Source organism: Sphaerisporangium sp. NPDC049457 (assembly GCF_055586705.1).
In genome coordinates, this window is record NZ_JBVJHR010000009.1 from 192,160 (window position 1) to 214,420 (window position 22,261).

General features: G+C 71.7%; 23 protein-coding genes. 14 read left to right on the forward strand and 9 right to left on the reverse strand.

Annotation, left to right across the window (positions count from 1 at the left end; genetic code table 11):
* Positions 1 to 107: 107 nt before the first annotated feature.
* Positions 108 to 335, forward strand: a complete 228-nt coding sequence (locus ACZ6QO_RS16310) for a hypothetical protein (RefSeq protein WP_465851408.1) — start codon at positions 108 to 110, stop codon at positions 333 to 335.
* A gap of 46 nt (positions 336 to 381) precedes the next feature.
* Here ACZ6QO_RS16310 and ACZ6QO_RS16315 read toward each other — a convergent pair whose 3' ends face one another.
* Positions 382 to 1,494: a CapA family protein gene (locus tag ACZ6QO_RS16315; RefSeq protein WP_465851410.1), complete on the reverse strand. Its 1,113-nt coding sequence runs from the start codon at positions 1,492 to 1,494 to the stop codon at positions 382 to 384.
* A 114-nt stretch (positions 1,495 to 1,608) separates the two neighbouring features.
* Positions 1,609 to 2,442, reverse strand: coding sequence for an alpha/beta fold hydrolase (locus ACZ6QO_RS16320; RefSeq protein ID WP_465851411.1), 834 nt, complete (start codon positions 2,440 to 2,442; stop codon positions 1,609 to 1,611).
* Between the two features lie 108 nt (positions 2,443 to 2,550).
* On the opposite strand from ACZ6QO_RS16320, the gene ACZ6QO_RS16325 reads away from it, so the two are divergent.
* Positions 2,551 to 3,039 carry a MarR family winged helix-turn-helix transcriptional regulator gene (locus ACZ6QO_RS16325; protein WP_465851413.1) on the forward strand — a complete coding sequence of 163 codons (489 nt, stop codon included), beginning with the start codon at positions 2,551 to 2,553 and terminating at the stop codon, positions 3,037 to 3,039.
* Positions 3,040 to 3,310: 271 nt separating this feature from the next.
* On the opposite strand, the gene ACZ6QO_RS16330 is transcribed toward ACZ6QO_RS16325, so the two are convergent.
* Positions 3,311 to 4,498: an acetyl-CoA C-acetyltransferase gene (locus tag ACZ6QO_RS16330; protein ID WP_465851617.1), complete on the reverse strand. Its 1,188-nt coding sequence runs from the start codon at positions 4,496 to 4,498 to the stop codon at positions 3,311 to 3,313.
* A gap of 189 nt (positions 4,499 to 4,687) precedes the next feature.
* On the opposite strand from ACZ6QO_RS16330, the gene mce reads away from it, so the two are divergent.
* The 3 genes from mce to ACZ6QO_RS16345 all read left to right on the forward strand — a co-directional run bounded on the left by mce (position 4,688) and on the right by ACZ6QO_RS16345 (position 8,199).
* Positions 4,688 to 5,116, forward strand: coding sequence for a methylmalonyl-CoA epimerase (gene mce / locus ACZ6QO_RS16335; RefSeq protein ID WP_465851415.1), 429 nt, complete (start codon positions 4,688 to 4,690; stop codon positions 5,114 to 5,116).
* Between the two features lie 279 nt (positions 5,117 to 5,395).
* Positions 5,396 to 6,682 carry a DivIVA domain-containing protein gene (locus tag ACZ6QO_RS16340; protein ID WP_465851417.1) on the forward strand — a complete coding sequence of 429 codons (1,287 nt, stop codon included), beginning with the start codon at positions 5,396 to 5,398 and terminating at the stop codon, positions 6,680 to 6,682.
* 224 nt (positions 6,683 to 6,906) lie between these two features.
* Positions 6,907 to 8,199, forward strand: a complete 1,293-nt coding sequence (locus ACZ6QO_RS16345) for an AI-2E family transporter (protein WP_465851419.1) — start codon at positions 6,907 to 6,909, stop codon at positions 8,197 to 8,199.
* An 18-nt stretch (positions 8,200 to 8,217) separates the two neighbouring features.
* Here the strand turns inward: ACZ6QO_RS16345 and ACZ6QO_RS16350 are convergent, their stop codons facing one another.
* From ACZ6QO_RS16350 to ACZ6QO_RS16365, 4 genes are all read right to left on the reverse strand, one after another.
* Positions 8,218 to 8,976 (reverse strand): SDR family NAD(P)-dependent oxidoreductase, encoded by a 759-nt coding sequence (locus tag ACZ6QO_RS16350; RefSeq protein ID WP_465851421.1) that lies wholly within the window; start codon positions 8,974 to 8,976, stop codon positions 8,218 to 8,220.
* A 53-nt stretch (positions 8,977 to 9,029) separates the two neighbouring features.
* Complete coding sequence (locus tag ACZ6QO_RS16355) at positions 9,030 to 9,734, reverse strand: alpha/beta hydrolase (RefSeq protein ID WP_465851423.1); 705 nt, start codon at positions 9,732 to 9,734, stop codon at positions 9,030 to 9,032.
* Positions 9,735 to 9,942: 208 nt separating this feature from the next.
* The gene (locus ACZ6QO_RS16360) at positions 9,943 to 10,173 is read right to left on the reverse strand and encodes an ATP/GTP-binding protein (protein WP_465851425.1); all 231 of its coding nucleotides are present in this window, start codon (positions 10,171 to 10,173) and stop codon (positions 9,943 to 9,945) included.
* Between the two features lie 126 nt (positions 10,174 to 10,299).
* Entirely contained in the window at positions 10,300 to 11,796 is a 1,497-nt protein-coding gene (locus tag ACZ6QO_RS16365; protein WP_465851426.1) for a 3-hydroxyacyl-CoA dehydrogenase family protein, read from the reverse strand.
* Between the two features lie 126 nt (positions 11,797 to 11,922).
* On the opposite strand from ACZ6QO_RS16365, the gene nucS reads away from it, so the two are divergent.
* The 8 genes from nucS (at position 11,923) to ACZ6QO_RS16405 (ending at position 20,421) form a co-directional block, all read left to right on the forward strand.
* The gene (gene nucS / locus ACZ6QO_RS16370; protein WP_465851428.1) at positions 11,923 to 12,582 is read left to right on the forward strand and encodes an endonuclease NucS; all 660 of its coding nucleotides are present in this window, start codon (positions 11,923 to 11,925) and stop codon (positions 12,580 to 12,582) included.
* 450 nt (positions 12,583 to 13,032) lie between these two features.
* Positions 13,033 to 14,316, forward strand: coding sequence for a glycosyltransferase family 4 protein (locus ACZ6QO_RS16375; protein WP_465851430.1), 1,284 nt, complete (start codon positions 13,033 to 13,035; stop codon positions 14,314 to 14,316).
* A gap of 99 nt (positions 14,317 to 14,415) precedes the next feature.
* Complete coding sequence (locus ACZ6QO_RS16380) at positions 14,416 to 15,264, forward strand: ABC transporter ATP-binding protein (protein ID WP_465851432.1); 849 nt, start codon at positions 14,416 to 14,418, stop codon at positions 15,262 to 15,264.
* Positions 15,261 to 16,115 (forward strand): ABC transporter permease, encoded by an 855-nt coding sequence (locus ACZ6QO_RS16385; RefSeq protein ID WP_465851434.1) that lies wholly within the window; start codon positions 15,261 to 15,263, stop codon positions 16,113 to 16,115. The genes ACZ6QO_RS16380 and ACZ6QO_RS16385 overlap by 4 nt, the downstream gene beginning before the upstream one ends.
* Positions 16,073 to 17,491: a sensor histidine kinase gene (locus ACZ6QO_RS16390; protein WP_465851436.1), complete on the forward strand. Its 1,419-nt coding sequence runs from the start codon at positions 16,073 to 16,075 to the stop codon at positions 17,489 to 17,491. The genes ACZ6QO_RS16385 and ACZ6QO_RS16390 overlap by 43 nt, the downstream gene beginning before the upstream one ends.
* Positions 17,488 to 18,105 (forward strand): response regulator, encoded by a 618-nt coding sequence (locus ACZ6QO_RS16395; protein ID WP_465851438.1) that lies wholly within the window; start codon positions 17,488 to 17,490, stop codon positions 18,103 to 18,105. The genes ACZ6QO_RS16390 and ACZ6QO_RS16395 overlap by 4 nt, the downstream gene beginning before the upstream one ends.
* A gap of 139 nt (positions 18,106 to 18,244) precedes the next feature.
* On the forward strand, positions 18,245 to 19,732 hold the full coding sequence (locus ACZ6QO_RS16400) for an aldehyde dehydrogenase family protein (RefSeq protein WP_465851441.1): 1,488 nt from the start codon (positions 18,245 to 18,247) through the stop codon (positions 19,730 to 19,732).
* A 107-nt stretch (positions 19,733 to 19,839) separates the two neighbouring features.
* Positions 19,840 to 20,421 carry a TetR/AcrR family transcriptional regulator gene (locus ACZ6QO_RS16405; protein WP_465851443.1) on the forward strand — a complete coding sequence of 194 codons (582 nt, stop codon included), beginning with the start codon at positions 19,840 to 19,842 and terminating at the stop codon, positions 20,419 to 20,421.
* A 162-nt stretch (positions 20,422 to 20,583) separates the two neighbouring features.
* Here ACZ6QO_RS16405 and ACZ6QO_RS16410 read toward each other — a convergent pair whose 3' ends face one another.
* On the reverse strand, positions 20,584 to 20,901 hold the full coding sequence (locus tag ACZ6QO_RS16410; RefSeq protein ID WP_465851445.1) for an STAS domain-containing protein: 318 nt from the start codon (positions 20,899 to 20,901) through the stop codon (positions 20,584 to 20,586).
* Positions 20,902 to 21,088: 187 nt separating this feature from the next.
* On the opposite strand from ACZ6QO_RS16410, the gene ACZ6QO_RS16415 reads away from it, so the two are divergent.
* On the forward strand, positions 21,089 to 21,679 hold the full coding sequence (locus ACZ6QO_RS16415; protein ID WP_465851447.1) for a cob(I)yrinic acid a,c-diamide adenosyltransferase: 591 nt from the start codon (positions 21,089 to 21,091) through the stop codon (positions 21,677 to 21,679).
* 169 nt (positions 21,680 to 21,848) lie between these two features.
* Here ACZ6QO_RS16415 and ACZ6QO_RS16420 read toward each other — a convergent pair whose 3' ends face one another.
* A complete protein-coding gene (locus ACZ6QO_RS16420) occupies positions 21,849 to 22,214 on the reverse strand; it encodes a DUF2550 domain-containing protein (RefSeq protein WP_465851449.1) in 366 nt (121 codons plus the stop codon).
* Positions 22,215 to 22,261: the final 47 nt, after the last annotated feature.

The following is a 22,261-nucleotide window of genomic DNA, read 5'->3' on the forward strand; positions in this document are numbered from 1 at the left end:
AGGAGAGACTTTCGTCGTGGACGGCCGCGGGCCGGCGCGACGAGCGTCGGACACCGCGATCCGCATGGCCGATGCCGGACGGCCGGGCGGGCGCCTAGCGTTCGGCCATGCGGAGAAACATGCAGATCCTCGGCCTGATCCTGGTTGCCGAGGGCGTCAGCGGGGCCATCGACCGCATCGCCGTGCAGCCCTTCTTCGGGATCTTCCTCAACTTCTTCAACCGCGTCATCGTCCCTCGGCTGAGCTTCCTGACCGGCTACGAGCTGTACGCCAACCTGGTGCTGGCCGCGTTCGGCGGCATCGTCATCCTGGCCGCCGCTCCCCGTCCACGCTGAGCGGCGCCCCGCGTCCTGTCCGGCGTGGCGGACGGGCGGGACGGGGTCATCGGCGGCGCAGGACGAGCGCGCCGTCCGGGGCGCGGTCCACGCCGGCGCCGAAGCCGTGCCCCTCTTGGTCGAGGACGGCCCTGAGCCACTCGGCGTCCTCGTCGCAGGCGCGGCCGAGGCGCATGCGGCGGGCCCGCATGGGGATCATGGTGAGGCCGAGCAGGCTTCCGGTGGCCGGGTCCAGCGACGCCAGGTACAGCAGTCTCAGGTCGTCCCGGTAGCGCTCGTAGCCGCTGATGCCCTCGTAGTCGTCGATGAGGTCGCCGCAGCCGTACAGCACGAGCCGGTCCCGGTACACCTCCACCGGACGCGGGTGGTGCGAGGAGTGCCCGTGCACGACGTCCACGCCCGCGTCGACCAGCGCGTGCGCGAAGCGCCGCTGCGCGGGAGGAACGTAGTAGCCCCAGTTGGAGCCCCAATGCAGCGACACGACCACCAGGTCGCCGGGGCCCTTGACCCGGCGCACCCGGGCGGCGATCTCGGCCGCGCCGGCGCGCGCCGGCTCGGGTACCAGGTCGACGCCCGGCCGGTCGGCGGTCGCCCCCCAGTCCTCGGGGATGCCGCTGGACTCCATGCCGCACGAGAAGACCAGCACCCGGCCGCCGCCGTCCGGGGTGAGGACCACGGGCCGCCGGGCCTCGCCCGCCTCCCGCCCGGCCCCGGCGGTGCGGAACCCCGCGCCGCTCAGGACGTCCAGCGTCTCTTCCAGGCCCCGGCGGCCGAAGTCCATCACGTGGTTGTTGGCCAGCGCGCAGACGTCGGGGCGGGCGGCGGCGAGGCACGGCAGGTTGGCGGGGTTCATCCGGTAGTGGACGGCCTTGCCGGGCCAGAAGTCGCCGGCGCGCGTGACGCTGGTCTCCAGGTTCACGACGCGGACGTCGGGCGCGGACTCCTCAAGGACCGCCAGGGCGTCCCCCCACGGCCAGCGATCGCCCGCGGGGCGGGGCACCGGGCCGTTGACCGCCTCGGCCAGCCGGACGTAGTCGCGCGCGTCCCGGACGCACGCCTCCCGCAGCTCGGGGTCACCGGGGTGGTCGAGGATCTGGTCGACGCCCCGGCCGAGCATCACGTCACCGCAGAGGAACAACGTCAGAGATCGACGTCGCATGTCTTCATGCTAGCCGCGCCACATAAAGGCGCTTCGCGCACCGGGCGGACGGACGCGCCGGGGAGACGGACGCGTGGCGGGGCGAGACGGACCGTCTTGTGCGAAGCGGCCCGGTCAGCTCTTGAGGAAGGCCAGCAGGGCCTCGGTCACCTCGTCGGCGTGCGTCCACAGCAGGCCGTGCGGGGCGCCCTCGATCTCCACGTAGGTGGCCTGCGGGAGCAGCCGGTGGAAGGGCCGGGCGGTGGCGTCGATGGGCAGGATGCGGTCGGCGGTGCCGTGCAGGATCAGGGCCGGCACGTCCACGGCGGGGATGTCGGCGCGGAAGTCGGTGAGCCAGGTGGGCACGCAGGCTGCCGAGGCGTACGCCGACGCGCCGGCGGCGACGTTCCAGCTCGCCTTCAGCGCGGCCTCGCTGAGCCGGGAGCCGAGGTTCTCGTCGGTGTTGTAGAAGTCCGCGTAGAAGGCGTCGAAGTAGGCGTACCGGTCGGCGGTCACGGCGGCGAGGATGCCGTCGAAGACCGACTGGTCGACGCCGGTCGGGTTGTCGTCGGTCTTGAGCAGGAACGGCTCCAGCGAGGCGAGGAAGGCGGCCTTGCTCACCCGTGACGACCCGTACTTGCCCAGGTAGCGGCCGACCTCGCCGGTGCCCATCGAGAACCCGACGAGCACCACATCGCGCAGGTCCAGCACCCGCAGCAGGGTGTCGAGGTCGGTGGCGAAGGTGTCGTAGTCGTAGCCGGTGGTCGGCTGGCTGGACCGGCCGAAGCCCCGGCGGTCGTAGGTGATGACGCGGTAGCCGGCCTTGAGCAGCGCGGCGGTCTGCTTCTCCCAGGAGTGTCCGTCGAGCGGGTAGCCGTGGATCAGCACGACCGGCTGCCCGGAGCCATGGTCCTCGTAGTAGAGCTCGATCGGGGTGGAGTTCTCGGTGCCCACGGTGACGTACGACATGATCTTCCTTCCAGAAAGCGGCGCTTCGTCCGGCTTGCGATCGAACCGTACACGATTACATCGCGCACGAGCCAATCGGGGACGTTGGACTTGCCGTAAGCTCGGTTCATGACACCAGGCACACCGAGCACAGCGGGCTCCGCCCCGCCGGCCACCGCCTCCGGCCCCTTGGCTGAACTGCTGTGCTTCGACCTGTACGCCGCCTCGCGCAGCCTCACGGCCGTCTACCGCCCGCTGCTCGACCCCCTCGGCCTCACCTACCCGCAATATCTGGTCATGGTGGTGCTGTGGCAGCGGGACGGCAGCACCATCCGCGACGTGGTCGAGCATCTGCAGCTCGACTACAACACCGTCTCGCCGCTGCTCAAGCGCCTGGAGGCCCGCGGCCTGCTGACCAGGCGGCGCAGGGCCGACGACGAGCGCGCGGTCGAGCTGGCGCTCACCGACGACGGCCGCGCCCTGCGCGCCGAGGCGCGCCACATCCCCGGCGCCATCCAGGAGGCCGTGGGCATCGACGGCGCCACCGTCGGCGCCCTTCAGCGCATCCTGCGCGAGGTCGCGGCGTCCGCGAACGCGTACGCCGCCAAGAAGGCGTAGCCACCGGCCACCGGCGCCGCGAAGCAGGCGCGTCCGCCGGCCCACGGGATGCCGCCAGGAAGGCGCGGCCGCCCGGCCCGCGCCAATGCGCGCCCCTGCCCGCCGGACTTGACTGCGTTATTCACAAACCCTGCGGAACGCCATAAAGACCATCGCGGCCGGGCGGCCCGGGAACCATTGAGAACCGCCGAAACTTTCGACGCCTGCCCGCAAACAATCACGGCCGGGCGATCGGAGAATCACCGGAGGCCCGTGAAGCCTCCAGCCGCGATCACGAGGCGGGAACGGTGATGATCAGGGCGTCGCCCTGGCCCCCTCCGCCGCACAGACCGGCCGCTCCCGTACCGCCGCCCCGGCGCCGCAGCTCATGGGCCAGGGACAGGACGATGCGCGCGCCCGAGGCCCCGATCGGGTGGCCGAGCGCGATGCCGCCGCCGTTGACGTTGACCTTCTCCTCCGGCACACCGAGCTCCTTGGCCGACTGGAGCACGACCGCCGCGAACGCCTCGTTGATCTCGATCAGGTCGAGGTCCTCCACGGCCAGCCCTTGCTTGCCGAGCGCGTGGCGAATGGCGTTGGCCGGCTGCGACTGCAAGGAGTTGTCAGGGCCCGCGACGTTGCCGTGGGCGCCGATCTCGGCGAGCCAGGTCAGGCCGAGCTCCTCGGCCTTGGCCCTGGACATGACCACGACCGCGCAGGCGCCGTCGGAGATCTGGGACGCCGAACCGGCCGTGATCGTGCCGTCCTTCGTGAACGCCGGACGCAGCCGGGCCAGCGTCTCCACGGTGGTGTCGCCCCGCACGCCCTCGTCCGCGGAGACGACCAGGGGGTCGCCCTTGCGCTGGGGCAGGCTCACCGGGACGATCTCGTCGTCGAAGGTGCCGTCCTTGGCGGCGGCCGCCGCGAGCTGGTGGGACCGGGCCGAGAAGGCGTCCTGCTCCTCCCGCCCGATGCCGAGCCGGGTGTTGTGCCGTTCGGTGGACTCCCCCATCGACACCTGGTCGAACACGTCCGTGAGCCCGTCGAACGCCATCGAGTCGAGGATGCCGGCGCCGCCGTACTTGACGCCCTTGCGCAGCCCGGGAAGCAGGTGCGGGGCGTTGGTCATCGACTCCATGCCGCCGGCGACCACGATGTCGAACTCGCCGGCCCGGATGAGCTGGTCGGCCAGCGCGATGGCGTCCATGCCGGACAGGCACACCTTGTTGATCGTCAGCGAGGGCACGCTCATCGGGATGCCCGCCTTCACGGCCGCCTGCCGCGACGGGATCTGGCCGGCGCCGGCCTGCAGCACCTGACCCATGATCACGTACTCGACCTGCTCAGGCGCCACCCCGGAGCGTTCCAGAGCCGCCTTGATCGCCAGGCCGCCCAGCTCCACGGCGGACAGGCCGGACAGCGCGCCGAGCAGGCGGCCGATGGGCGTGCGCGCCCCGGCCACGATGACCGATCGCGACATGCCGGACGGGGTGGCGGAAGAACTGGACACCAGGGCCTCCATGATGGGGTCTTCGGCGACTTTGCCACCATACCTACGACGCACCGCACGACCCCAACGAGGTCCGGCCCCGAGCGCGCCCGCGCGGCCCGGGGACGGCTCGCGGGGACGTTCCGGCCCTCGCCGCCGGTCACCGATGGAGGACACGCAATGCTGCTGAGAATCGACCACGTGGGCATAGCCTGCGAGAATCTCGACGAGAAGATCGCGTTCTACGAGTCGACCTTCGGGGTGACGGTCGTCAGCCGGGAGGTCAACGAAGAGCAGGGGGTGAAAGAGGCCATGTTGCACGTGGCGGACGGCGAGGGCGGCGGCTCCTACATCCAGCTGCTCGAGCCGCTGCACGCCGACACGCCGGTCGGCAAGTTCCTGGCCAAGCGGGGTGAGGGCGTCCACCACGTCGCCTACGGTGTGAGCGATGTCACCAGAGCCCTGGAGGCGATCGGCGGCGCGGGGGTGCGTTTGATCGATCTGCACCCGCGGCACGGCGCAATGGGCACCTCAATCGCGTTTCTTCATCCGAAAGATGTGGGAGGAGTCTTGACAGAGCTGGTCGAGTCCCCTCCTCGTCCGTCCTAGCTGACGAAACTTAACAATGGCTTATTCGTAACAAGTCGCGCAGAAAGTCGGACGGGACCTCCAATTCGGCAACACCGGAGTACGCTGGCCTACCATCCGGTACGTGGACCCGCCATGGACGGGCGAGCCGGGGCACGAGGACACTAGGGGCGCGAGCGACAGCGCGCCCCTGCGAGCGAGTGCCCGGGCGCGCACGCCTGCAGGCACCGGCCCCCGGCATCGGATGTCCGCCCCCCGTCCGGCCCGTGTAGCCGTCTCGACAACCCAGGATCGAGCCTCATGCAGTCCGACATCGACGCCCAGCTGAACAATTTCTTTGAAGACGCACCCACGCGGGAATTCGACGTGGTTCTCCGTGGCTACGACCGGCACCAGGTGCACGACCACCTCAAGCAGCTCGACACCGACCTGCGGCAGACCCGTGAGCAGCTCTCCGCGTTGCAGCGTGAGCTGTCCGACTCACAGCGGCAGCTGCAGGAGCAGGAGCGCCCGACCTACTCCGGTCTCGGCGCCCGCATCGAGCAGTTGCTGCGTCTCGCGGAGGAGCAGGCCACCGAGCTCGTCCAGGCCGCGAGGGCCGAGGCCAACGAGATCAAGGCCGCGGCGAAGGTCGACGCGGCGGACGTCCGGGCGGCCGCCGAGCACGAGGCGGCCGAGAAGCGCGCGCTGGCCACCCGCGAGACCGACGAGATGCGCACCATGGCCGAGCGGGAGGCCGAGGAGATCCGCTCGACCGCCAAGCGCGAGGCCGACGAGCTGACCTCGACCACCGAGCGCGAGGTCTCCAAGCTCCGCGCGACGGCCGACCACGAGGTCGCCGAGAAGCGCGCCGACGCCGAGCGCGAGATCGCCAAGCTTCGCACCACCACCGAGCGCGAGGTGGCGCAGCTTCGCGCCTCCACCAAGCGCGAGCGTGACGAGGTCCTCACCACCGCCAAGCGCCAGGCCGACGAGATGCGCGCCCAGGCTCAGCGCGTCCTTGAGGAGTCCGAGGCCAAGCGCGCCCAGGACGAGGCCGAGTTCGAGATCCAGCTCGCCGCCCGCCGCGAGGAGGCCGAGCGCCTGGAGGCCGAGCGCCACGCCACCGCCCAGGCCAACACCCAGAAGATGGTCGCCGAAGCCGAGCAGCGGGCCGCCACCGCCGAGCAGCGCGCCAGCAAGGCCACCCAGCAGGCCGAGCAGACCCGCCGCGAGGCCGACACCCACGCCAAGCAGCTGCTCGCCAACGCCCGCAAGAACGCCGACCAGATGGTCGCCGAGGCCAAGGCCAGCGCCGACTCCATCGTGTCGGAGGCCAAGTCCGAGGCCGAGCGCAACAGGACTCTCGCCCAGCGCCAGGTCGACGAGCTGACCCGCCAGCGCGACAGCATCACCAGCCACCTCGCCCAGCTCCGCCAGCTCCTCGGCGGCGCCGCCCTGCCGGGCATGGACGAGGCCCCGGCGGTCGCCGCGCCCGCGCCGAAGCCGGCACTGGCCGCGACGCCCAGCGTGAGCGAGAAGCCCGCCCCCGCTCCGCAGCGCGCCGCCGCCCCCGCCGAGGACGACTCCGAGTGGTGGCAGGAGTAAGCCTCACCCCCTGAGATCCGCCGAGCGCAGCGAGGCCCACGGGGCGCGGCTCGGGGCACGGGGTGGTCTGAGAGGCACCCCGAGCCCGCCGAGCGCAGCGAGGCCGAATTACACAGCACGGGACGGTACGCGGGAGAGCCTGGCGATCTAGGTCGCTAGGCTCTCCTTTGTTGTCCGCCCCTTTCAGCGGGGGCCCGACCTCCCCCGATGCCGAGGAGCAGACCGTGCGCGACCTTCCTCCGGACGCGATGCCCGCGTCCGCTGTGCCAAGGAGGGCCCAGGGCGCGCGTGGCGCCCGTGCCGAAGCGGCGGAGGCGACCGACGTCCTCCCCGCGGCGACGGGCACGCCCCCGGAGGCCCGCGTCCGGCGGTCCGCGCGGACCGCCGGCCCTCCTGCCCGCGGGGCCCGGTCCGTTCCGGCCGCGGCCTCCGCCGGCGCTCCGGCAGGTGCGGACGCGGCGGGCGAGCTGCCGTACGGCGTTCCGGGCAAGCCGCTGGCCCGGGGGCCGTTCCTGTGGGGTCTGACGGCGGCGCTCGGCGTGCTGACCGCCTGGGGCCTGGCGCAGGCCCTGGTCAGCTCGCGCAGTGTGATCGTGCTGATCGTGGTGGCGGCCTTCCTCGCGGTGGGCCTCAACCCGGTCGTGGAGATCCTGCAGCGGCGCGGCATGAACCGGCGCTGGGCGATCTCGGTGGTGTTCCTCGGCGTGATCATGCTGTTCGCGCTGTTCGGCCTGGCGATCATCCCGCCGGTCAGCCAGGAGGCCAGCGACTTCGTGGGCGCGGTGCCGGAGTACGTGCAGAACCTGCTGGCCAACCCGACCATCAAGCAGCTCGACGAGGACTACAAGATCCTCGCCAACCTGCAGACGTACATCACCAGCGGAGGGCTGGGCGCGACCGTGGCCGGGGGCATCCTGGGCGCGGGCGCGGTGGTGCTCGACGCGTTCTTCTCCGGGTTCACCCTGCTGGTGCTGACGCTCTACTTCCTCGGGTCGCTGCCGACGATCAAGGAGTACCTGCTGCTGCTGGTGCCCGCGAGCCGCCGCCCGCGCACGCGCGCCATCGGCGACGAGATCCTGGACGGCATCGGCGGGTACGTGGCGGGCAACGTGCTCATCTCGGTGATCGCGGGCGGGCTGTCGTGGCTGTTCCTCACGGTCGCCGGAGCGAAGTACGCCCTGGCGCTCGCGCTGGTCGTCGCCGTGATGGACCTGATCCCGCTGGTGGGCGCGACGGTCGGCGCGGTGCTGGTGTCCGCGGTCGGGTTCCTGCAGTCCACGCCGCTCGGCATCGCCTGCGTGATCTTCTTCGTGGTCTACCAGCAGGTCGAGAACTACGTCATCTACCCGCGCGTGATGAGCCGGTCGGTGGACGTGGCGCCGGCGGTGTCGGTGATCGCGGCGCTGTTCGGCGGTGCGCTGCTGGGCGCGGTCGGCGCGCTGCTGGCGATCCCCGTGGCGGCCGCGGTCGCGCTGATCGTGCGGGAGGTCGTCCTCCCCCGTCAGGCCCGGCTCTAGCGGCCGCCCGAGGACTGATCAGGCGGTGGTGAGCCCGCCGTCGATGAAGAGCACCTGCCCGGTCATGTAGGAGGAGGCGGGCGCGGCGAGGAAGACGGCCGGCCCGGCCATCTCCTCGGGGGTGCCCCAGCGGGCCATCGGGACGTTCGCCACCATGGCGCGGCCGGCGTTCTCGTCCTCGCGCAGGCTGCGGTTGAGGTCGGTGGCGGTCCAGCCGGGGCACAGCGCGTTGACGCGCACGCCGCTGCCGGCCCACTCCAACGCCAGGGTCTTGGTCAGGCCGACCAGGCCGGCCTTGGCGGCGGCGTAGGGGGCCATGAACGGCGCCCCCTGGGCCGCCACCGACGCCACGTTGATCACCGAGCCGCCGCCGCGCTCGATCAGGTGCGGCGCCACGGCGTGGCACACCGCCATCGCGGAGTCCAGGTTCAGCTTCATGATCTTGTCCCAGCCGGACAGCCGCAGGTCCTTGAACGGGACGATGAAGTTGGACCCGCCGGCGTTGTTGACGACGATGTCGAGGTGCCCGAAGGCTTCCAGCGCCTGCCGCACGGCCGCCGCGGCCGCGTCGCGGTCGGACAGGTCGCACGGGATGACGTGGGCCATGCGCCCGAGCGCCTCGACCTCCTTGGCGACCTCGGCGAGCGTCTCGGGCGAGCGCGCCACCAGCACCACGTCGGCGCCCGCTTCGGCGTAGGCGAGGGCGATCGCCCGGCCGATGCCTCGCGAAGCCCCGGTGACGAACGCTTTCCGCCCTGATAGATCGAACGCCTGCACGGCAGCCTCCTCGCTAGAACCGAACAAGATTCTATGGGCTGCCGTGCCGCTCGTCACACCTCGGTCGGCAACGGGCAGGCCGCCGGGTTGACCCGTTGGACGATCTCGTTGAGGACGATGCGCACGTACGGCTCGCCCACCCACAGGTGCTTGGCGCCGTCCACGCCGACCACCTCGGCCTGCGGGACGGCCGCGAAGCGCCGCCGCGCCTCCTCAGGCCGCAGGTAGTCGTCGAACTCGGGCACCAGCGCCACCAGGGGCCGCCCGAACTCCGCCCACGCCGCGAGGTCGGCGTCCCCCGCCCGCTTGAGCGGCGGGGACAGCAGGATCGCGCCGTGCACCAGCGGGTCGTGCCCCCACTTGAGCGCCAGCTCGGTGCCGAACGACCAGCCGAGCAGCCACGGGTTGGGCAGGTCATGGAACTCGGCGTACTCCAGGGCCGCGGCCACGTCGAACCGCTCGCCCTCGCCGTCGTCGAACGCGCCCTCCGACTTGCCGCGCGCGGAGGCGGTCCCCCGGGTGTTGAAGCGCAGCACCGCGACGTCGGCCAGCGCGGGCAGCCGGTAGGCGGCCTTGCGCAGGACATGGCTGTCCATCATGCCCTCGGCCGTGGGGAGCGGGTGCAGGCAGATGAGCGTGGCCACCGGCCGTCCCTCAGGGGGGAGCGCCAGCTCGCCGACCAGCGTCAGGTCGTCGGCCGTGTGCAGCTCGATGTCCTGCCGCACGGCGGGCAGCACCGTCGACGAGCGGATCTCCAATGCGGACTCCTCGGGTAGTGGTCACAGGGCCGTCCCGGCGCTCCGGGGCGGACGAACGAGTGGAGCGGCGGACAGATCGGGCGGGGCGGGTGGTGGAAGTGGCCGGGGCGGCGGGCCGGTCGAGCGGCGGACGGGTGGCTGTGAGTGGCTGATGGCGGGCTGAGACGGTCGGCCGGGAAGGGCGGGCGCGGGCGGCGCTCGGAGGGGCTCAGTAGCGGGAGCGGCCGGGGCCGCGGTCCACCCGCTTGCGCCAGCAGGCGGTGTGCCAGTGGCGGCGCTCCCCCTCTCCGCCGGCCCAGTTGGGCCAGCTCACCACGTGCGGCAGCCCGGGGCGGATCTCCTGGTCACATCCCGGGCAGCGGTACAGCTTGTCCGTACCGGCCCCGGAGACGTGGCGGACCTTCCACTCGCCGTCCGGACCCTCCTCTACCCGTTCCATACCGCGCAGAACGCCGTCGAGCGGGCGCAGCGGGTCGGGTCCGCGCCCCTTGTCTCGGGGGTCGGAACGGCGGGCGCGGCGGGGGCTCATATCGGCACAAACGTCGACGTCGCGGGTGTTCTTCCGTCACCGGTCCCGGATGCTCGTCACGCCTGCGGTCACCAGGCGATCGAGCAGCGGGGCAGGCGCGAAGAACGGCTCGCGGTACTCGGCGTACAGCGCCCGCAGGCCGTCGCGCACCACCTGGAGGCCGATGGCGTCGAGGGTCTCGAACGGCCCCGCGGGGTAGCCGCAGCCGAGCCGCATCGCGGTGTCGATGTCGGCCATGGAGGCGTAGCCGGAGTCGTACATGCGGACCGCGTCGTTGAGGTAGGGGAACAGCAGCGCGTCCACCACGAACCCGGCGCGATCGGCGCAGGCCACCGGGGTGAGCCCGAGCACCTTGACCAGGTCGGCGACGGCGCGCGCCGTCTCGGGGGCGGTGACCACCGTCGAGACCACCTCGGCCACCCGCTCGCCTACCAGGTGAAGCCCGGCCAAGCGCTCCGGACGCGGCAGCCGCGCGGCGTACTCGACGACCGGGGTGCCGGACAGCGCGATCACCACGTCGGCGTCCTCGGCCTCGCCGTGCTTGAACCCGGCGGCCGAGAGCCTGGCGGTGAGGTCCCCGGCGCCGTCGCCGAGCACGTGGACCGACGCCACGCCCGGTTCGCCGCCCGTGCCGGCGGCCGGAGTGGGCTGAGCGGCGGCGGGGCGGGCCGCCGCGCCGTCGTAGTCGTGGAAGCCCCGGCCGCTCTTGCGCCCGAGCAGCCCGGCGGTCACCAGTTCGCGCAGGAGGGGGGCCGGCGCGTGCACGCGGTCGCGGCTCTCCTGGAACAGCACCTCGCACACCTCGTGCGAGACGTCCAGTCCGATCAGGTCGAGCAGCGTGAACGGACCCATCGGCAGGCCGGCGCCCGCCTTCATGGCGGTGTCGATGTCCTCCTTGCCCGCCACCCCGTGCTCCAGCAGCGTCACGGCGTGGTTGAGGTAGCCGAGGAGCAGCCGGTTGACCACGAACCCGGCCCGGTCGCCCACGGTCACCGGCGTCTTGCCGATGCGCCGCGCGAGCGCCGCGACGTCGTCGGCCGTGCCGTCCTCGGTGACCACCGTGCGGACGACCTCGACGAGCCCCATGACGGGGGCCGGGTTGAAGAAGTGCATGCCGACGACCTGGCCGGGCCGGGCAGTGGTCGCCGCGATGGCGGTGACCGGCAGCGACGAGGTGTTGGTCGCGAGGACGGCGTCCGGCCGGCAGATGCGGTCGAGGTCGGCGAACAGCGCCCGCTTGTAGTCCATCACCTCGGGGATGGCCTCGATCACCAGGTCGGCGTCGCGGAGGTCCTCCAGCGCGCCGGTGAAGTCGATCTTGGCGAGGATGGCGTCGCGCTCGTCCTGGCCGAGCCTGCCACGGCTCATGGCCCGGTCGGTGGACCTGTGGACGTTGCCCCTGCCGCGTTCGAGCGCCTGGGCGTCCACCTCCACGCCGATCACGCGCAGCCCGGCGCGGGCGAACACCTCGGCGATGCCGGCGCCCATGGTGCCGAGACCGACCACCCCGACCGTCTGGAACGTGCGTGCCATGCTGCCCTCCCGGCTGCCCTCCTGCCACCCATCCTGGCGGCAAGTCTCCCAGAAGGCCCGCGCGGCGTCCCCACGCCCCCGCGAACCGCGCCCCACCGGACGGGACGGAGGGTAGGGTTGGCCGTCATGCGGCTGGTCATCGCGCGTTGCAGCGTGGATTACGTGGGAAGGCTCACGGCGCACCTCCCCATGGCGCCTCGTCTGGTGCTCTTGAAGGCGGACGGCTCGGTGTCGATTCACGCCGACGATCGGGCGTTCAAGCCGCTCAACTGGATGAACCCTCCTTGCAAGCTGCGTGAGGAGGAAGGTCTGTGGACGGTCACCCACGGCAAGACCGGCGAGCAGCTCATCTTGACGATCGAGGAGATCCTGCACGACTCCTCGCACGAGCTCGGCGTCGATCCCGGCCTGCAGAAGGACGGCGTCGAGGCCCACCTGCAGGAGCTGCTGGCCGGCAACATCTCCACTCTGGGCGCCGGCTGGACGCTGATCCGCAGGGAGTATCCGACGGCGATCGGGCCGGTGGACATCCTGTGCCGCGACCATCTGGGCGGCACCGTCGCCATCGAGATCAAACGGCGCGGCGAAATCGACGGCGTCGAACAGCTCACCCGCTATCTTGAGCTGCTCAACCGCGACACCATGCTGGCCCCGGTCAAGGGCGTCTTCGCGGCCCAGGAGATCAGGCCTCAGGCCAGGGTGCTGGCCACCGACCGCGGCATCGACTGCGTCACGCTCGACTACGACGCCCTGCGCGGCATCGAGCGAACCGACACCCTCTTCTGACCTCTTCTGACCCTCTTCTGACTCGCTCCTGACCCGCCTCACCGCCTCCTTCGAGGCGTCGCCGGCAGACCCGCAATCTTCGCATAGGTCGCTGCGGCGCGCGGGGCCTCTCGGGCACGCGGCGGACGGGCCGCGGCCGGCTCGGCCGCCGCACCCCGCGCCGACCGCACTCACCGGTGACCGCAGAACTCGACCCGCACTTATATCGACACTGTTCGAAATCAGCCGATTACTCGGCGATCTTCTGAGAAATCGGTGCAACGTAAGGGATGGGCGAGAGCGTCTAGTCATGCGAACAGGGGGCAGGCGGAGGACGCGCTAACAGATTCCTTACCTTCCGCGGGAAGCAGCTCATTGTTCTCACCCGGGATCACGCATGCTCCCGGACCGGCATGGCACATGGGGATACGAAGCCGTATCAGCGACCGCACGATTCGAGGGGTCTTCGGGGTGTTGACGAGGATGGGCAAGGCGATCGCACGCGTGGGGGTCACGCTGCTCGATCTGGTGAACGCCCGGCGGGCGCGCAAGGCTCCGCCGCGGAGCACCCGGAACGTGCGCATCCTGCTGCTGCACGCGTACGGGATGGGCGGCACGATCCGTACCACGCTGAACCTGGCCGCCTACCTGGCGCGCGACCACGACGTGGAAATCGTCAGCCTGACCCGCACCAACGAGGAGCCGTTCTTCGAGATGCCGCCCGGCGTGCGGCTCCGGTTCCTGGACGACCGGACGGTCCGCCGCGGATGGTTCGCCGAGTTCCTCGCCCGCCGCCCGAGCAGGCTGGTGCCCGAGGAGGAGAAGGCCTACCTCAACCTGAGCCTGCTGACCGACCTGCGACTGGCGCGCTACCTGCGCTCGCTCAGGGGCGGCGTGGTCATCGGGACGCGTCCGGCCTTCAACCTGGCCATGGGCCTGCTCGCGCCGCCGGAGGTGCTCGCCGTCGGCCAGGAGCACGTCACCCTGGAGTCCCACGGCCCGGCGCTGCAGGCGCAGATCAGGAGGCGGTACGGCAGGCTGGACGCCTTCACGACGCTCACCAGGGCCGATCTGAAGGAGTACACCAAGGCGCTGAAGGGCAACCCGCCCAGACGCCTGCTGCGCATCCCCAACGCCATTCCCGACCTCGCCGGCGAGGTGTCGCCGCTGGAGGAGAAGGTCGTGGTCGGCATCGGCCGCATCGTGTGGGCCAAGGGCTTCGACCGCCTGGTCAACGCGTGGAAGACGGTCGCGGCGACGCACCCCGACTGGGTGCTGCGCATCTACGGCGGCGGCACCCCCGAACGCGAGGAGCGGCTGCGGAACCGCATCGACGAGGCCGGGCTGTCGGACAAGGTCGTCCTGATGGGCAGCACGCCGGAGATCGGCGTCGAGCTGTCGAAGGCGTCGATCTATGCGGTCGGCTCCCGCTACGAGGGCTTCGGCATGACCATCCTGGAGGCGATGAGCAAGGGCGTGCCCGTGGTGAGCTTCGACTGTCCGCACGGCCCCAAGGAGATCATCACCCACGAGCACGACGGGCTGCTCGTCCGGTCGAAGAAGGCCGCCGCGCTCGCCGCGGGCATCTGCCGTCTCATCGAGGACGAGGAGCTGCGCCGCAGGCTGGGCGCCAACGCGTTACGCACCTCGTCGGCCTACGGCATGGAGACGATCGGCGCGCAGTGGGAGGCCCTGCTCACGGACCTGGACGAGCGCCGGCCGCTCCCCGACTGCTCGCTCGGCACGCTCGTCTGATCCTCCGGCCACCGCCGGGGCGTGTCCATCGAACGGACGACAGCCGGGTCGGTCCACCGGTGGTGCCGCGCCCGCCGCGCGTCCGCGATTCTCGGGGACATGACGCAGACAGCGGTGCAGGTTCGCGGCCTCACCAAGCACTACCGCGAGGTGCGGGCGGTGGACGGCATCGACCTGACGATCGCCGAGGGCGAGGTGTTCGCCATCCTCGGCCCGAACGGCGCCGGCAAGTCCACCACGGTGGAGATCCTGGAGGGGTACCGCAAGCGGGACGCGGGCGAGGTGGCCGTGCTCGGCGCCGACCCCGCACACCCGTCCCGGCAGTGGCGCGGCCGGGTGGGCATCGTGCTCCAGACCGCGAACGACACGGCCGAGCTGACGGTGCGCGAGACCGTCCGCCATTTCGCGGGCTACTACCCGGCGCCAGGGGACCCGGACGAGGTGATCGCCAGAGTCGGGCTGACCGAGCAGGCCGGCAAGCGCGTCAGGCAGCTCTCCGGCGGCCAGCGGCGGCGCGTCGACGTGGCCCTCGGCATCATCGGCCGTCCGGAGCTGCTGTTCCTCGACGAACCGACCACCGGCTTCGACCCCGAGGCGCGGCGCCTGTTCTGGGTGCTGATCGCGGACCTGGCCCGCGACGGCACCACGATCGTGCTGACCACGCACTATCTGGACGAGGCCGAGGCGCTGGCGGACCGGGTGGCGGTGATCGCCAAGGGCCGCATCGTGGCCGAGGGCCGCCCGGCCACCCTGGGCGGCCGGGCGAGCGCCAAGGCCACGGTGAGCTGGCTGGAGGGCGGCGAGCGGCGGCGCGTCGAGACCGGCACTCCGACCGAGACGCTCAAGGAGTTGAGCGGCCGCATGGGCGGCGAGATCCCCGAACTGACCGTGACCCGGCCCTCTCTGGAGGACGTCTACATGAACCTCATCGCGGAGGTGCCGCGGTGAGCGGCGCCGTCACCGCCTCCACGTCCGCCGCGCCCCCGGCCCTGTCGCCGCGCCTGCCCTCGGCGCTCGCGCTCGGCTGGTCGAGGGCGAGGGTGGAGACCAAGATGTTCTTCCGTGAGAGGGACGCGGTGGTCTTCACGTTCGCGTTCCCGATCGTCCTGCTCGCGATCTTCGGGTCGATCTTCACCGGACGGCTCGGCGGCACCGCCATCACCGCCTCCCAGCTGTACACCGCGGGGCTCATCGGTGCGGGGGTCATGAGCGCCAGCTTCCAGAACCTCGGCATCGGCATCGCCGTCGACCGCGACGACGGCACCCTCAAGCGCCTGTACGGCACGCCCATGCCGCCCAGCGCCTACTTCATCGGCAAGATCCTGCAGGTCCTGCTGGTGGCCTTCCTGGAGGTGGCGATCCTGCTGGCCATCGGCGTGGCGGCCTACGACGTCGCGCTGCCCGCCGAGCCGTCCCGCTGGGCGACCTTCGCCTGGGTCTTCGTGCTCGGCATCACGGCCTCGTCACTGCTGGGCATCGCGGTCAGCGCCCTGCCGCGCTCGGCTCGCAGCGCCTCGGCGGTGATCAGCCTGCCGTTCGTGGTGCTGCAGTTCGTCTCGGGGGTGTTCATCCCGATCAGCGAGCTGCCCGACTGGCTCATCAGGCTGGCCTCGTTCTTCCCGCTGAAGTGGATGTGTCAGGGATTCAGATCCGTCTTCCTGGGCGACGCGGGGGCCGCCCTGGAACCGGCCGGGTCATACGAACTGGACCGGGTGGCCCTGGTGCTGGCAGCGTGGACCGCCGGAGGTCTCATCCTGTGCCTGACGACGTTCCGCTGGAAGGGCCGCCGCGACGGATGACGCGGCGCACCTTCACCGGCCTTCTCCCCGGCCGCCCGAGTCACGACCCCCCGGGCGGCCGGGCTCGCGTGCCCATGGACGGCCCGGACGCCGCGTCGCCGGCCGGCGGGCCGCGCGTGTTCCGGTGGCGCGGGGCCCGGTCCAGCACGGACGTCCCCGCGGGTACGGACGTCCCCGCGAGCACGGGCGCGCGCGGGCCGGACGGGCCGGTCGCCAACGCCTGGCAGCTCCTGCGCGGCTGGGAGACGCTGTACGCGGTCACCTTCGTGGTGACCACCGCCCTGGTGGCCGTCGACGGGCGCTCCTCGGGCATCGCCAAAGCCGTGGCCATCGGCTCCCTGAGCGTGTGCGCCGGCGCCTACCTGGTGGTCGGGCGGCCCGCGCTGGAGGCACGACGCGACGACATCAGGTTCGGGATCATTTATGCGGGTTTCGCGGTGGTGACGTTCGTCCCCGCCGCGATCGTCGCGCCCTCCGCCATGTTCGTCCTGTTCGCCCTGTGCCCGCAGATGTTCATGGCGCTGCCGGTGCGGTGGGCGATCGCCGTCGTGGTGATGCTCAACACCGTCCCGGCGGTCCGCTTCCTGGTGACGCCCGGCGTCCGGCTCGGGGACATCGCCGTCTTCACCGTCACCGGCGTGGTGGGAGCGACGTTCTCCATGGTCAGCGGCCGCTGGATCACCCGCATCGTCAACCAGAGCGCCGAGCGGGCCGAGCTGATCGAGCAGCTCTCGGCCAGCCGGGCCGAGGTGGAGCGGCTCTCGCGCGAGCGAGGCGCCCTCGCCGAGCGCGAGCGGCTGGCCGGCGACATCCACGACACGCTCGCCCAGGGGTTCACCAGCATCATCATGCTGTTGCAGGCGGCCGAGGCGCAGTCCGACCCGTCCAGGCATCTGGCGCTGGCCCTGCGCACCGCCAGGGAGAACCTGGACGAGGCGCGCGGCCTGATCGCCGCTCTCAGCCCCGCGCAACTGGACGGCTCGAGCCTGGAGAACGCGCTGGGCAGAATCGCCTCGCGGACCGGCGAGGAGCTCGGCATCCCGGTGGCCTTCACGGTCGAGGGCGGCTCGCGCGTCCTGCCGCCCGCCGCCGAGGTCGTGCTGATCCGCGCGGCGCAGGAGGGCCTGGCCAACGTGCGCAAACACGCGAAGGCCGCGTCCGCCGCCGTCGGCCTCACCTACCGCGGGCAGGAGGTGGCCCTGCGCGTGAGCGACGACGGCGCGGGATTCGGCGCCCTCTCCCCGTCCGCCGGATTCGGCCTGCGCGCCATGCGCGGCCGGGTCGAGCAGGCCGGAGGCACCGTGGAATTGGACACCGCTCCCGGGCACGGCACCACGCTGACCGTCCGGCTTCCCCAGAAGGACGACATCGCGTGATAAGCGTGCTCATCGTCGATGACCATCCCGTGGTACGTGAAGGGCTGCGCGGCATGCTGGAGGCCGCCCCCGGCATCACCGTGGCCGGCGAGGCCGGCTCGGGCGGCGAGGCGGTGGCGCGCGCCCGCGAGCTGAGCCCGGACGTGATCCTCATGGACCTGCGCATGCCCGGCGGCGACGGCGTGGGCGCCATCCCGCCGATCCTCGCCGCCCGCCCGGAGACCCGGGTGATCGTCCTGACCACCTACGAGACCGACCAGGACATCGTGCGGGCGGTCGAGGCGGGCGCCGCCGGCTACCTGCTGAAGGACACCTCGCGCGCCGACCTGGTCTCCGCAGTGTTCGGCGCGGCGCGGGGCGAGACCGTCCTGTCCCCGGCGATCGCCACCAAGCTGGTCTCGCGCATGCGGGCGCCGGCCGCCGAGTCGTTGTCCCCGAGGGAGACGGAGGTGCTGGCCCTGGTGGCGCGGGGCCTGACCAACGCCGAGGTGGGCCGGCAGCTGTTCATCAGCGAGGCGACGGTCAAGACCTACCTGCTGCGGATCTTCGGCAAGCTGGGCGTCTCGGACCGCACCGCCGCCGTCACCACCGCGCTCGCCCGCGGCCTGCTCTAGCCTGTGACGGAACAATATTCCACGGAGATGGTTTCCGGTGTGGCAGCGCGGCTAAGGTGACCACAGGTCCCCGGCGTCGCGGTCCCGGAGGGCGCATCCGGGGCGCGAGCGTGGCCGTGAGGCCCGAGGAGGAGACGCCATGACCACCGCCACCGAGCAGGCCGCCTTCGACTCCCTGAACCCCGCGACGGGCGCCGTCGTCGGAACCCACCCCCGTCACGACGCCGAGGCCGTCCACGCGGCCGTCGAGCGCGCCGGCGAGGCCGCCCGCTGGTGGGCCGGGCTGGGCTTCGAGACGCGCAAGCGGCGGCTGCTCGACTACAAGGCGGTGCTCGTCGCCAACCTCGGCCGCATCGCCGCCCTGGTGCACGAGGAGACCGGCAAGCCGCTCGGCGACGCCACACTCGAGGTGGTGCTGACGATCACGCACCTCGACTGGGCGGCGCGGAGCGCCCGCAAGGTGCTCGGCCCGCGCCGGGTCTCGCCGGGGCTGCTCGGCGCGAACCTCGCCGCCACCCTGGAGTACCTGCCCCTGGGCGTGGTCGGGGTCATCGGGCCGTGGAACTACCCCGTCTTCACCCCCATGGGCTCCATCTCCTACGCGCTCGCGGCCGGGAACGCCGTGGTGTTCAAACCCAGCGAGCTCACCCCCGGCGTCGGGGTGCTGCTGGCCGAGCTGTTCCGGCAGAGCGTCCCCGAGCGCGAGGTGTTCCAGGTGGTCACCGGGTTCGGCGACACCGGGGCGGCGCTCGCGGGCGAGCCCGGCATCGGCAAGATCGCCTTCACCGGCTCGACGGCCACCGCCAAGCGGGTGATGGCCGCCTGCGCGGCCAACCTCACGCCCATGGTGGCCGAGTGCGGCGGCAAGGACGCGCTCATCGTCGACGGGGACGCCGACGTCGCCGCCGCGGCGGACGCCGCGCTCTGGGGGGCGATGTCCAACGCCGGGCAGACCTGCGTGGGCGTCGAGCGCGTGTACGTGGTCGAACGCGTCTACGACGCCTTCATGAGCGAGCTCACCGAGCGGGCGCGGGCCGTGCGCGGCGGGGAGCACTACGGGCCGATCACCATGCCCGCGCAGACCGAGGTGATCCGCAGGCACGTCGACGACGCCCTCTCCCAGGGGGCCACCGCGGTCGTGGGCGGCGCCGAGTCCGTACGGCCTCCGTACGTCGACCCGGTGGTGCTCACCGACGTCCCCGAGGACTCCAGCGCGGTGCGCGAGGAGACCTTCGGGCCCACGATCACCGTGCGCAAGGTCGCCGGCGTGGAGGAGGCGCTGGAGAAGGCCAACGCCGTGTCCTACGGCCTGGGCGGCACCGTCTTCTCCCGCGACGCCAGGCGCGCCATGGAACTGGCACGGGCGATGCTGAGCGGGATGACGGCGATCAACTCGGTGATCTCCTTCGCGGGCGTTCCCGCGCTGCCCTTCGGCGGCGTGGGCGATTCGGGGTTCGGGCGCATCCACGGCGCGGACGGGCTGCGCGAGTTCGCGCGGCCGAAGTCGATCGCCCGGCAGCGGTTCTCCCTCCCGGGAATGAAGATCACCTCTTTCGGCCGCGGGCCCGCCGAGATGGAGCGGCTTGTGAAACTGATCACTTTCCTGCACGGCCGACGCAAGAGGTAGTTGTCCTGATACTTCCAGAAAAACGATCTTGCGTCCATAATGATGGGTTCCTACGGGGCCAGCAGGACGCGAGGTGAGCAGTGGCGACCGGACGCGACTACCGCGGTATGACAGCGGAGCAGCGATTAGCCGACCGCAGGGAGCGGTTGCTGACCGCCGCGTACACGCTGTTCGCCAACGTGGGGTTCACCGCCACCACCATCGAGCGGCTGTGCGCCTCGGCACGCATCTCCAACCGCGCGTTCTATGAATGTTTCACAGGACGCGAAGATCTTATGCGGGCGGTGTACGACCGCTGCGTCGAGGAGACCATCCTCTCGGTCTCCAAGGCCATCGGGGAGGCGCCGGCCGATCCTGACAGCCGCATCTGCGCGGGCATCAAGGAGTACATCACCTTCGTCACCCGGGACCTGCGCCGCGCCCGCATCATGCACCTGGAAGTGCGGCGGGCCGGCGACATCCTCACCGCCCATCGGCAACGCGCGGTGAAGGGCTTCACCGAGATAATCGAGGAGACCCTGGGAGAGATGCCCGGCGGCCTCCCGGACAAGACCCACCTGCTCGCGCTCGGAGTGGTCGGCGCGCTGCAGGAACTGCTGATCGAATGGGTGCTCGCCGCGGAACGGCCGCCCCTGGACCACCTCGTCGACACGGCCGTCCACATCTTCCGCCGCTGCTTCGCCGCCTGAGCGCCACCGCTGCCGCCGCCCCTGCCGGGCCGCCCGGCCTGCCTGGACGACCGGAGGGCGGGCGCCGAGACCCCCGCCCCCCGGACCCGAGACGGCGCCACAGGGCGCCTCCCCCATATTCACGACGCCGGCGGCACCCCTGGGCGCCCGCCGGACGCGCGATCAGGCCACAGCCGCCACAGGAAGCTCGACCCGGAGCACCCGGTGCAGCCGGGTGATGGCGAGCACCCGCATGACGCGCGGTGGCACCCCCCGTAGAACAAGGCGGCGACCCGCGCGTAGCGCGCGGCGATGCGTGCCGACGAGAACTCCCAGGCCGGCAGAGTCGATCATCTCCAGGCCGGAGAGATCGACGATCATGTCACCGTCGCCGCTCTCGACCGCCTCGTGCAGGCGCGGCCGCAGCATCGCGACGGTGCCCACGTCGAGCCGGGACCCGACATGGACCTCCTGGCATCCCGGACTCCTCCGGCTTCGCATGCCGCCTCCTCATGTCCGGCGGCCCTGTCCAGGCCGCATGGTCTCCCTGCCCGTTCCGGCCGAAGCCATGCCTCTCACCTGGTCAACCCCGAGGACGGGGCCCGGAGCGCGCCCCTCCGCGAAGGGAGGGACGCCCGTGGGCGACGGGGAAGCGAGGCGAATCAGCGGCGGCCATTACGCTGGCGGCATGACGCGAGCTGACCACGACAAGCCTGTCGTCCTGTCGAAGATCTACACCCGCACGGGCGACGACGGCACCACCAACCTCGGGGACATGAGCCGCACGTCCAAGAACGACCCGCGGCTCGCCGCCTACGCCGACGTGGAGGAGGCCAACGCCGCGATCGGCGTCGCGATGGCCATGGGAGAGCTGCCCGCCGAGGTCGCCGAGGTGCTGGCCCGCATCCAGAACGAGCTGTTCGACGTCGGAGCCGACCTGTGCACCCCGGTGACGCCCGACCCGGAGTACCCTCCGCTGCGCGTCGAGCCTTCGTACGTCGAATGGCTGGAGACGCAGTGCGACCGCTTCAACGACGCGCTGAAGCCCCTTCGCAGCTTCATCCTGCCCGGCGGCTCCCCCGGCACGGCCCTCATGCACATGGCGCGCACCGTCGTCCGCCGGGCCGAGCGGACGGCCTGGGCGGCCGTGGAGGCCCACGACGACGTCAACCCGCTGACCGCCGCCTACCTGAACCGCCTCAGCGACCTGATGTTCATCCTCTGCCGCACCGTCGCAGAAGGCCGGGAACTCCTCTGGAAACCCGGCGCCACCCGCTGACCCGCCGCCTCAAAGGCGCCCCCGCCGAGCGGAGCGAGGCAAAGCGAACACGGCTCGGGGCGCGGCGGTGTCCTGAGGAGGAGGGAGCGAGTGCGAGGAACGAGCGCTCGTGAGCGACGACGAAGGGCGCCGCCTCAAAGGCGCCCCCGCCGAGCGGAGCGAGGCCAGACTACGCAGCGTCGAGGTGGGCGCTGGGCGGGGCCGACTCGACCCAGGCGAGGAAGCCGGTGAGGGCGTCTTCGCTCATGGCGAGCGAGACGCCGGCGCAGTCGACGGTCCAGTAGCCGGCCGGGCCCTCGTCGCCGGCGAGGGGACGGCGGGTGGAAACCGTGAGGCCGCGCCTCGCGATCGCGTGGCGCGGCCTCAGTCGCACTCCCAGGAAGGGGATCCAATGGAGCTCCCCGCCCGCGTAGCGGGCGACTCCACTCCTCCAGGCGCTGTCTTTGGTCCTCAGGCTGCATACGACATTGCCCCGGGATCGTGCGAGCACGATGCCGCGCAGAACGATCAGGGCGGCGATGACCACAACGCTCACCAGTATGTCAAGCGCCGCCATTGCCGCCCCCACGTTCATGTCGGTGT

Bases quoted from the DNA above. Each gene is read 5' to 3' on its own strand.
- ACZ6QO_RS16310 (WP_465851408.1), top strand. From the start codon at position 108: ATGCGGAGAAACATGCAGATCCTCGGCCTGATCCTGGTTGCCGAGGGC.
- ACZ6QO_RS16315 (WP_465851410.1), bottom strand. From the start codon at position 1,494: ATGCGACGTCGATCTCTGACGTTGTTCCTCTGCGGTGACGTGATGCTC.
- ACZ6QO_RS16320 (WP_465851411.1), bottom strand. From the start codon at position 2,442: ATGTCGTACGTCACCGTGGGCACCGAGAACTCCACCCCGATCGAGCTC.
- ACZ6QO_RS16325 (WP_465851413.1), top strand. From the start codon at position 2,551: ATGACACCAGGCACACCGAGCACAGCGGGCTCCGCCCCGCCGGCCACC.
- ACZ6QO_RS16330 (WP_465851617.1), bottom strand. From the start codon at position 4,498: ATGTCGCGATCGGTCATCGTGGCCGGGGCGCGCACGCCCATCGGCCGC.
- mce (WP_465851415.1), top strand. From the start codon at position 4,688: ATGCTGCTGAGAATCGACCACGTGGGCATAGCCTGCGAGAATCTCGAC.
- ACZ6QO_RS16340 (WP_465851417.1), top strand. From the start codon at position 5,396: ATGCAGTCCGACATCGACGCCCAGCTGAACAATTTCTTTGAAGACGCA.
- ACZ6QO_RS16360 (WP_465851425.1), bottom strand. From the start codon at position 10,173: ATGGAACGGGTAGAGGAGGGTCCGGACGGCGAGTGGAAGGTCCGCCAC.
- ACZ6QO_RS16365 (WP_465851426.1), bottom strand. From the start codon at position 11,796: ATGGCACGCACGTTCCAGACGGTCGGGGTGGTCGGTCTCGGCACCATG.
- nucS (WP_465851428.1), top strand. From the start codon at position 11,923: ATGCGGCTGGTCATCGCGCGTTGCAGCGTGGATTACGTGGGAAGGCTC.
- ACZ6QO_RS16380 (WP_465851432.1), top strand. From the start codon at position 14,416: ATGACGCAGACAGCGGTGCAGGTTCGCGGCCTCACCAAGCACTACCGC.
- ACZ6QO_RS16400 (WP_465851441.1), top strand. From the start codon at position 18,245: ATGACCACCGCCACCGAGCAGGCCGCCTTCGACTCCCTGAACCCCGCG.
- ACZ6QO_RS16405 (WP_465851443.1), top strand. From the start codon at position 19,840: ATGACAGCGGAGCAGCGATTAGCCGACCGCAGGGAGCGGTTGCTGACC.
- ACZ6QO_RS16410 (WP_465851445.1), bottom strand. From the start codon at position 20,901: ATGCGAAGCCGGAGGAGTCCGGGATGCCAGGAGGTCCATGTCGGGTCC.
- ACZ6QO_RS16415 (WP_465851447.1), top strand. From the start codon at position 21,089: ATGACGCGAGCTGACCACGACAAGCCTGTCGTCCTGTCGAAGATCTAC.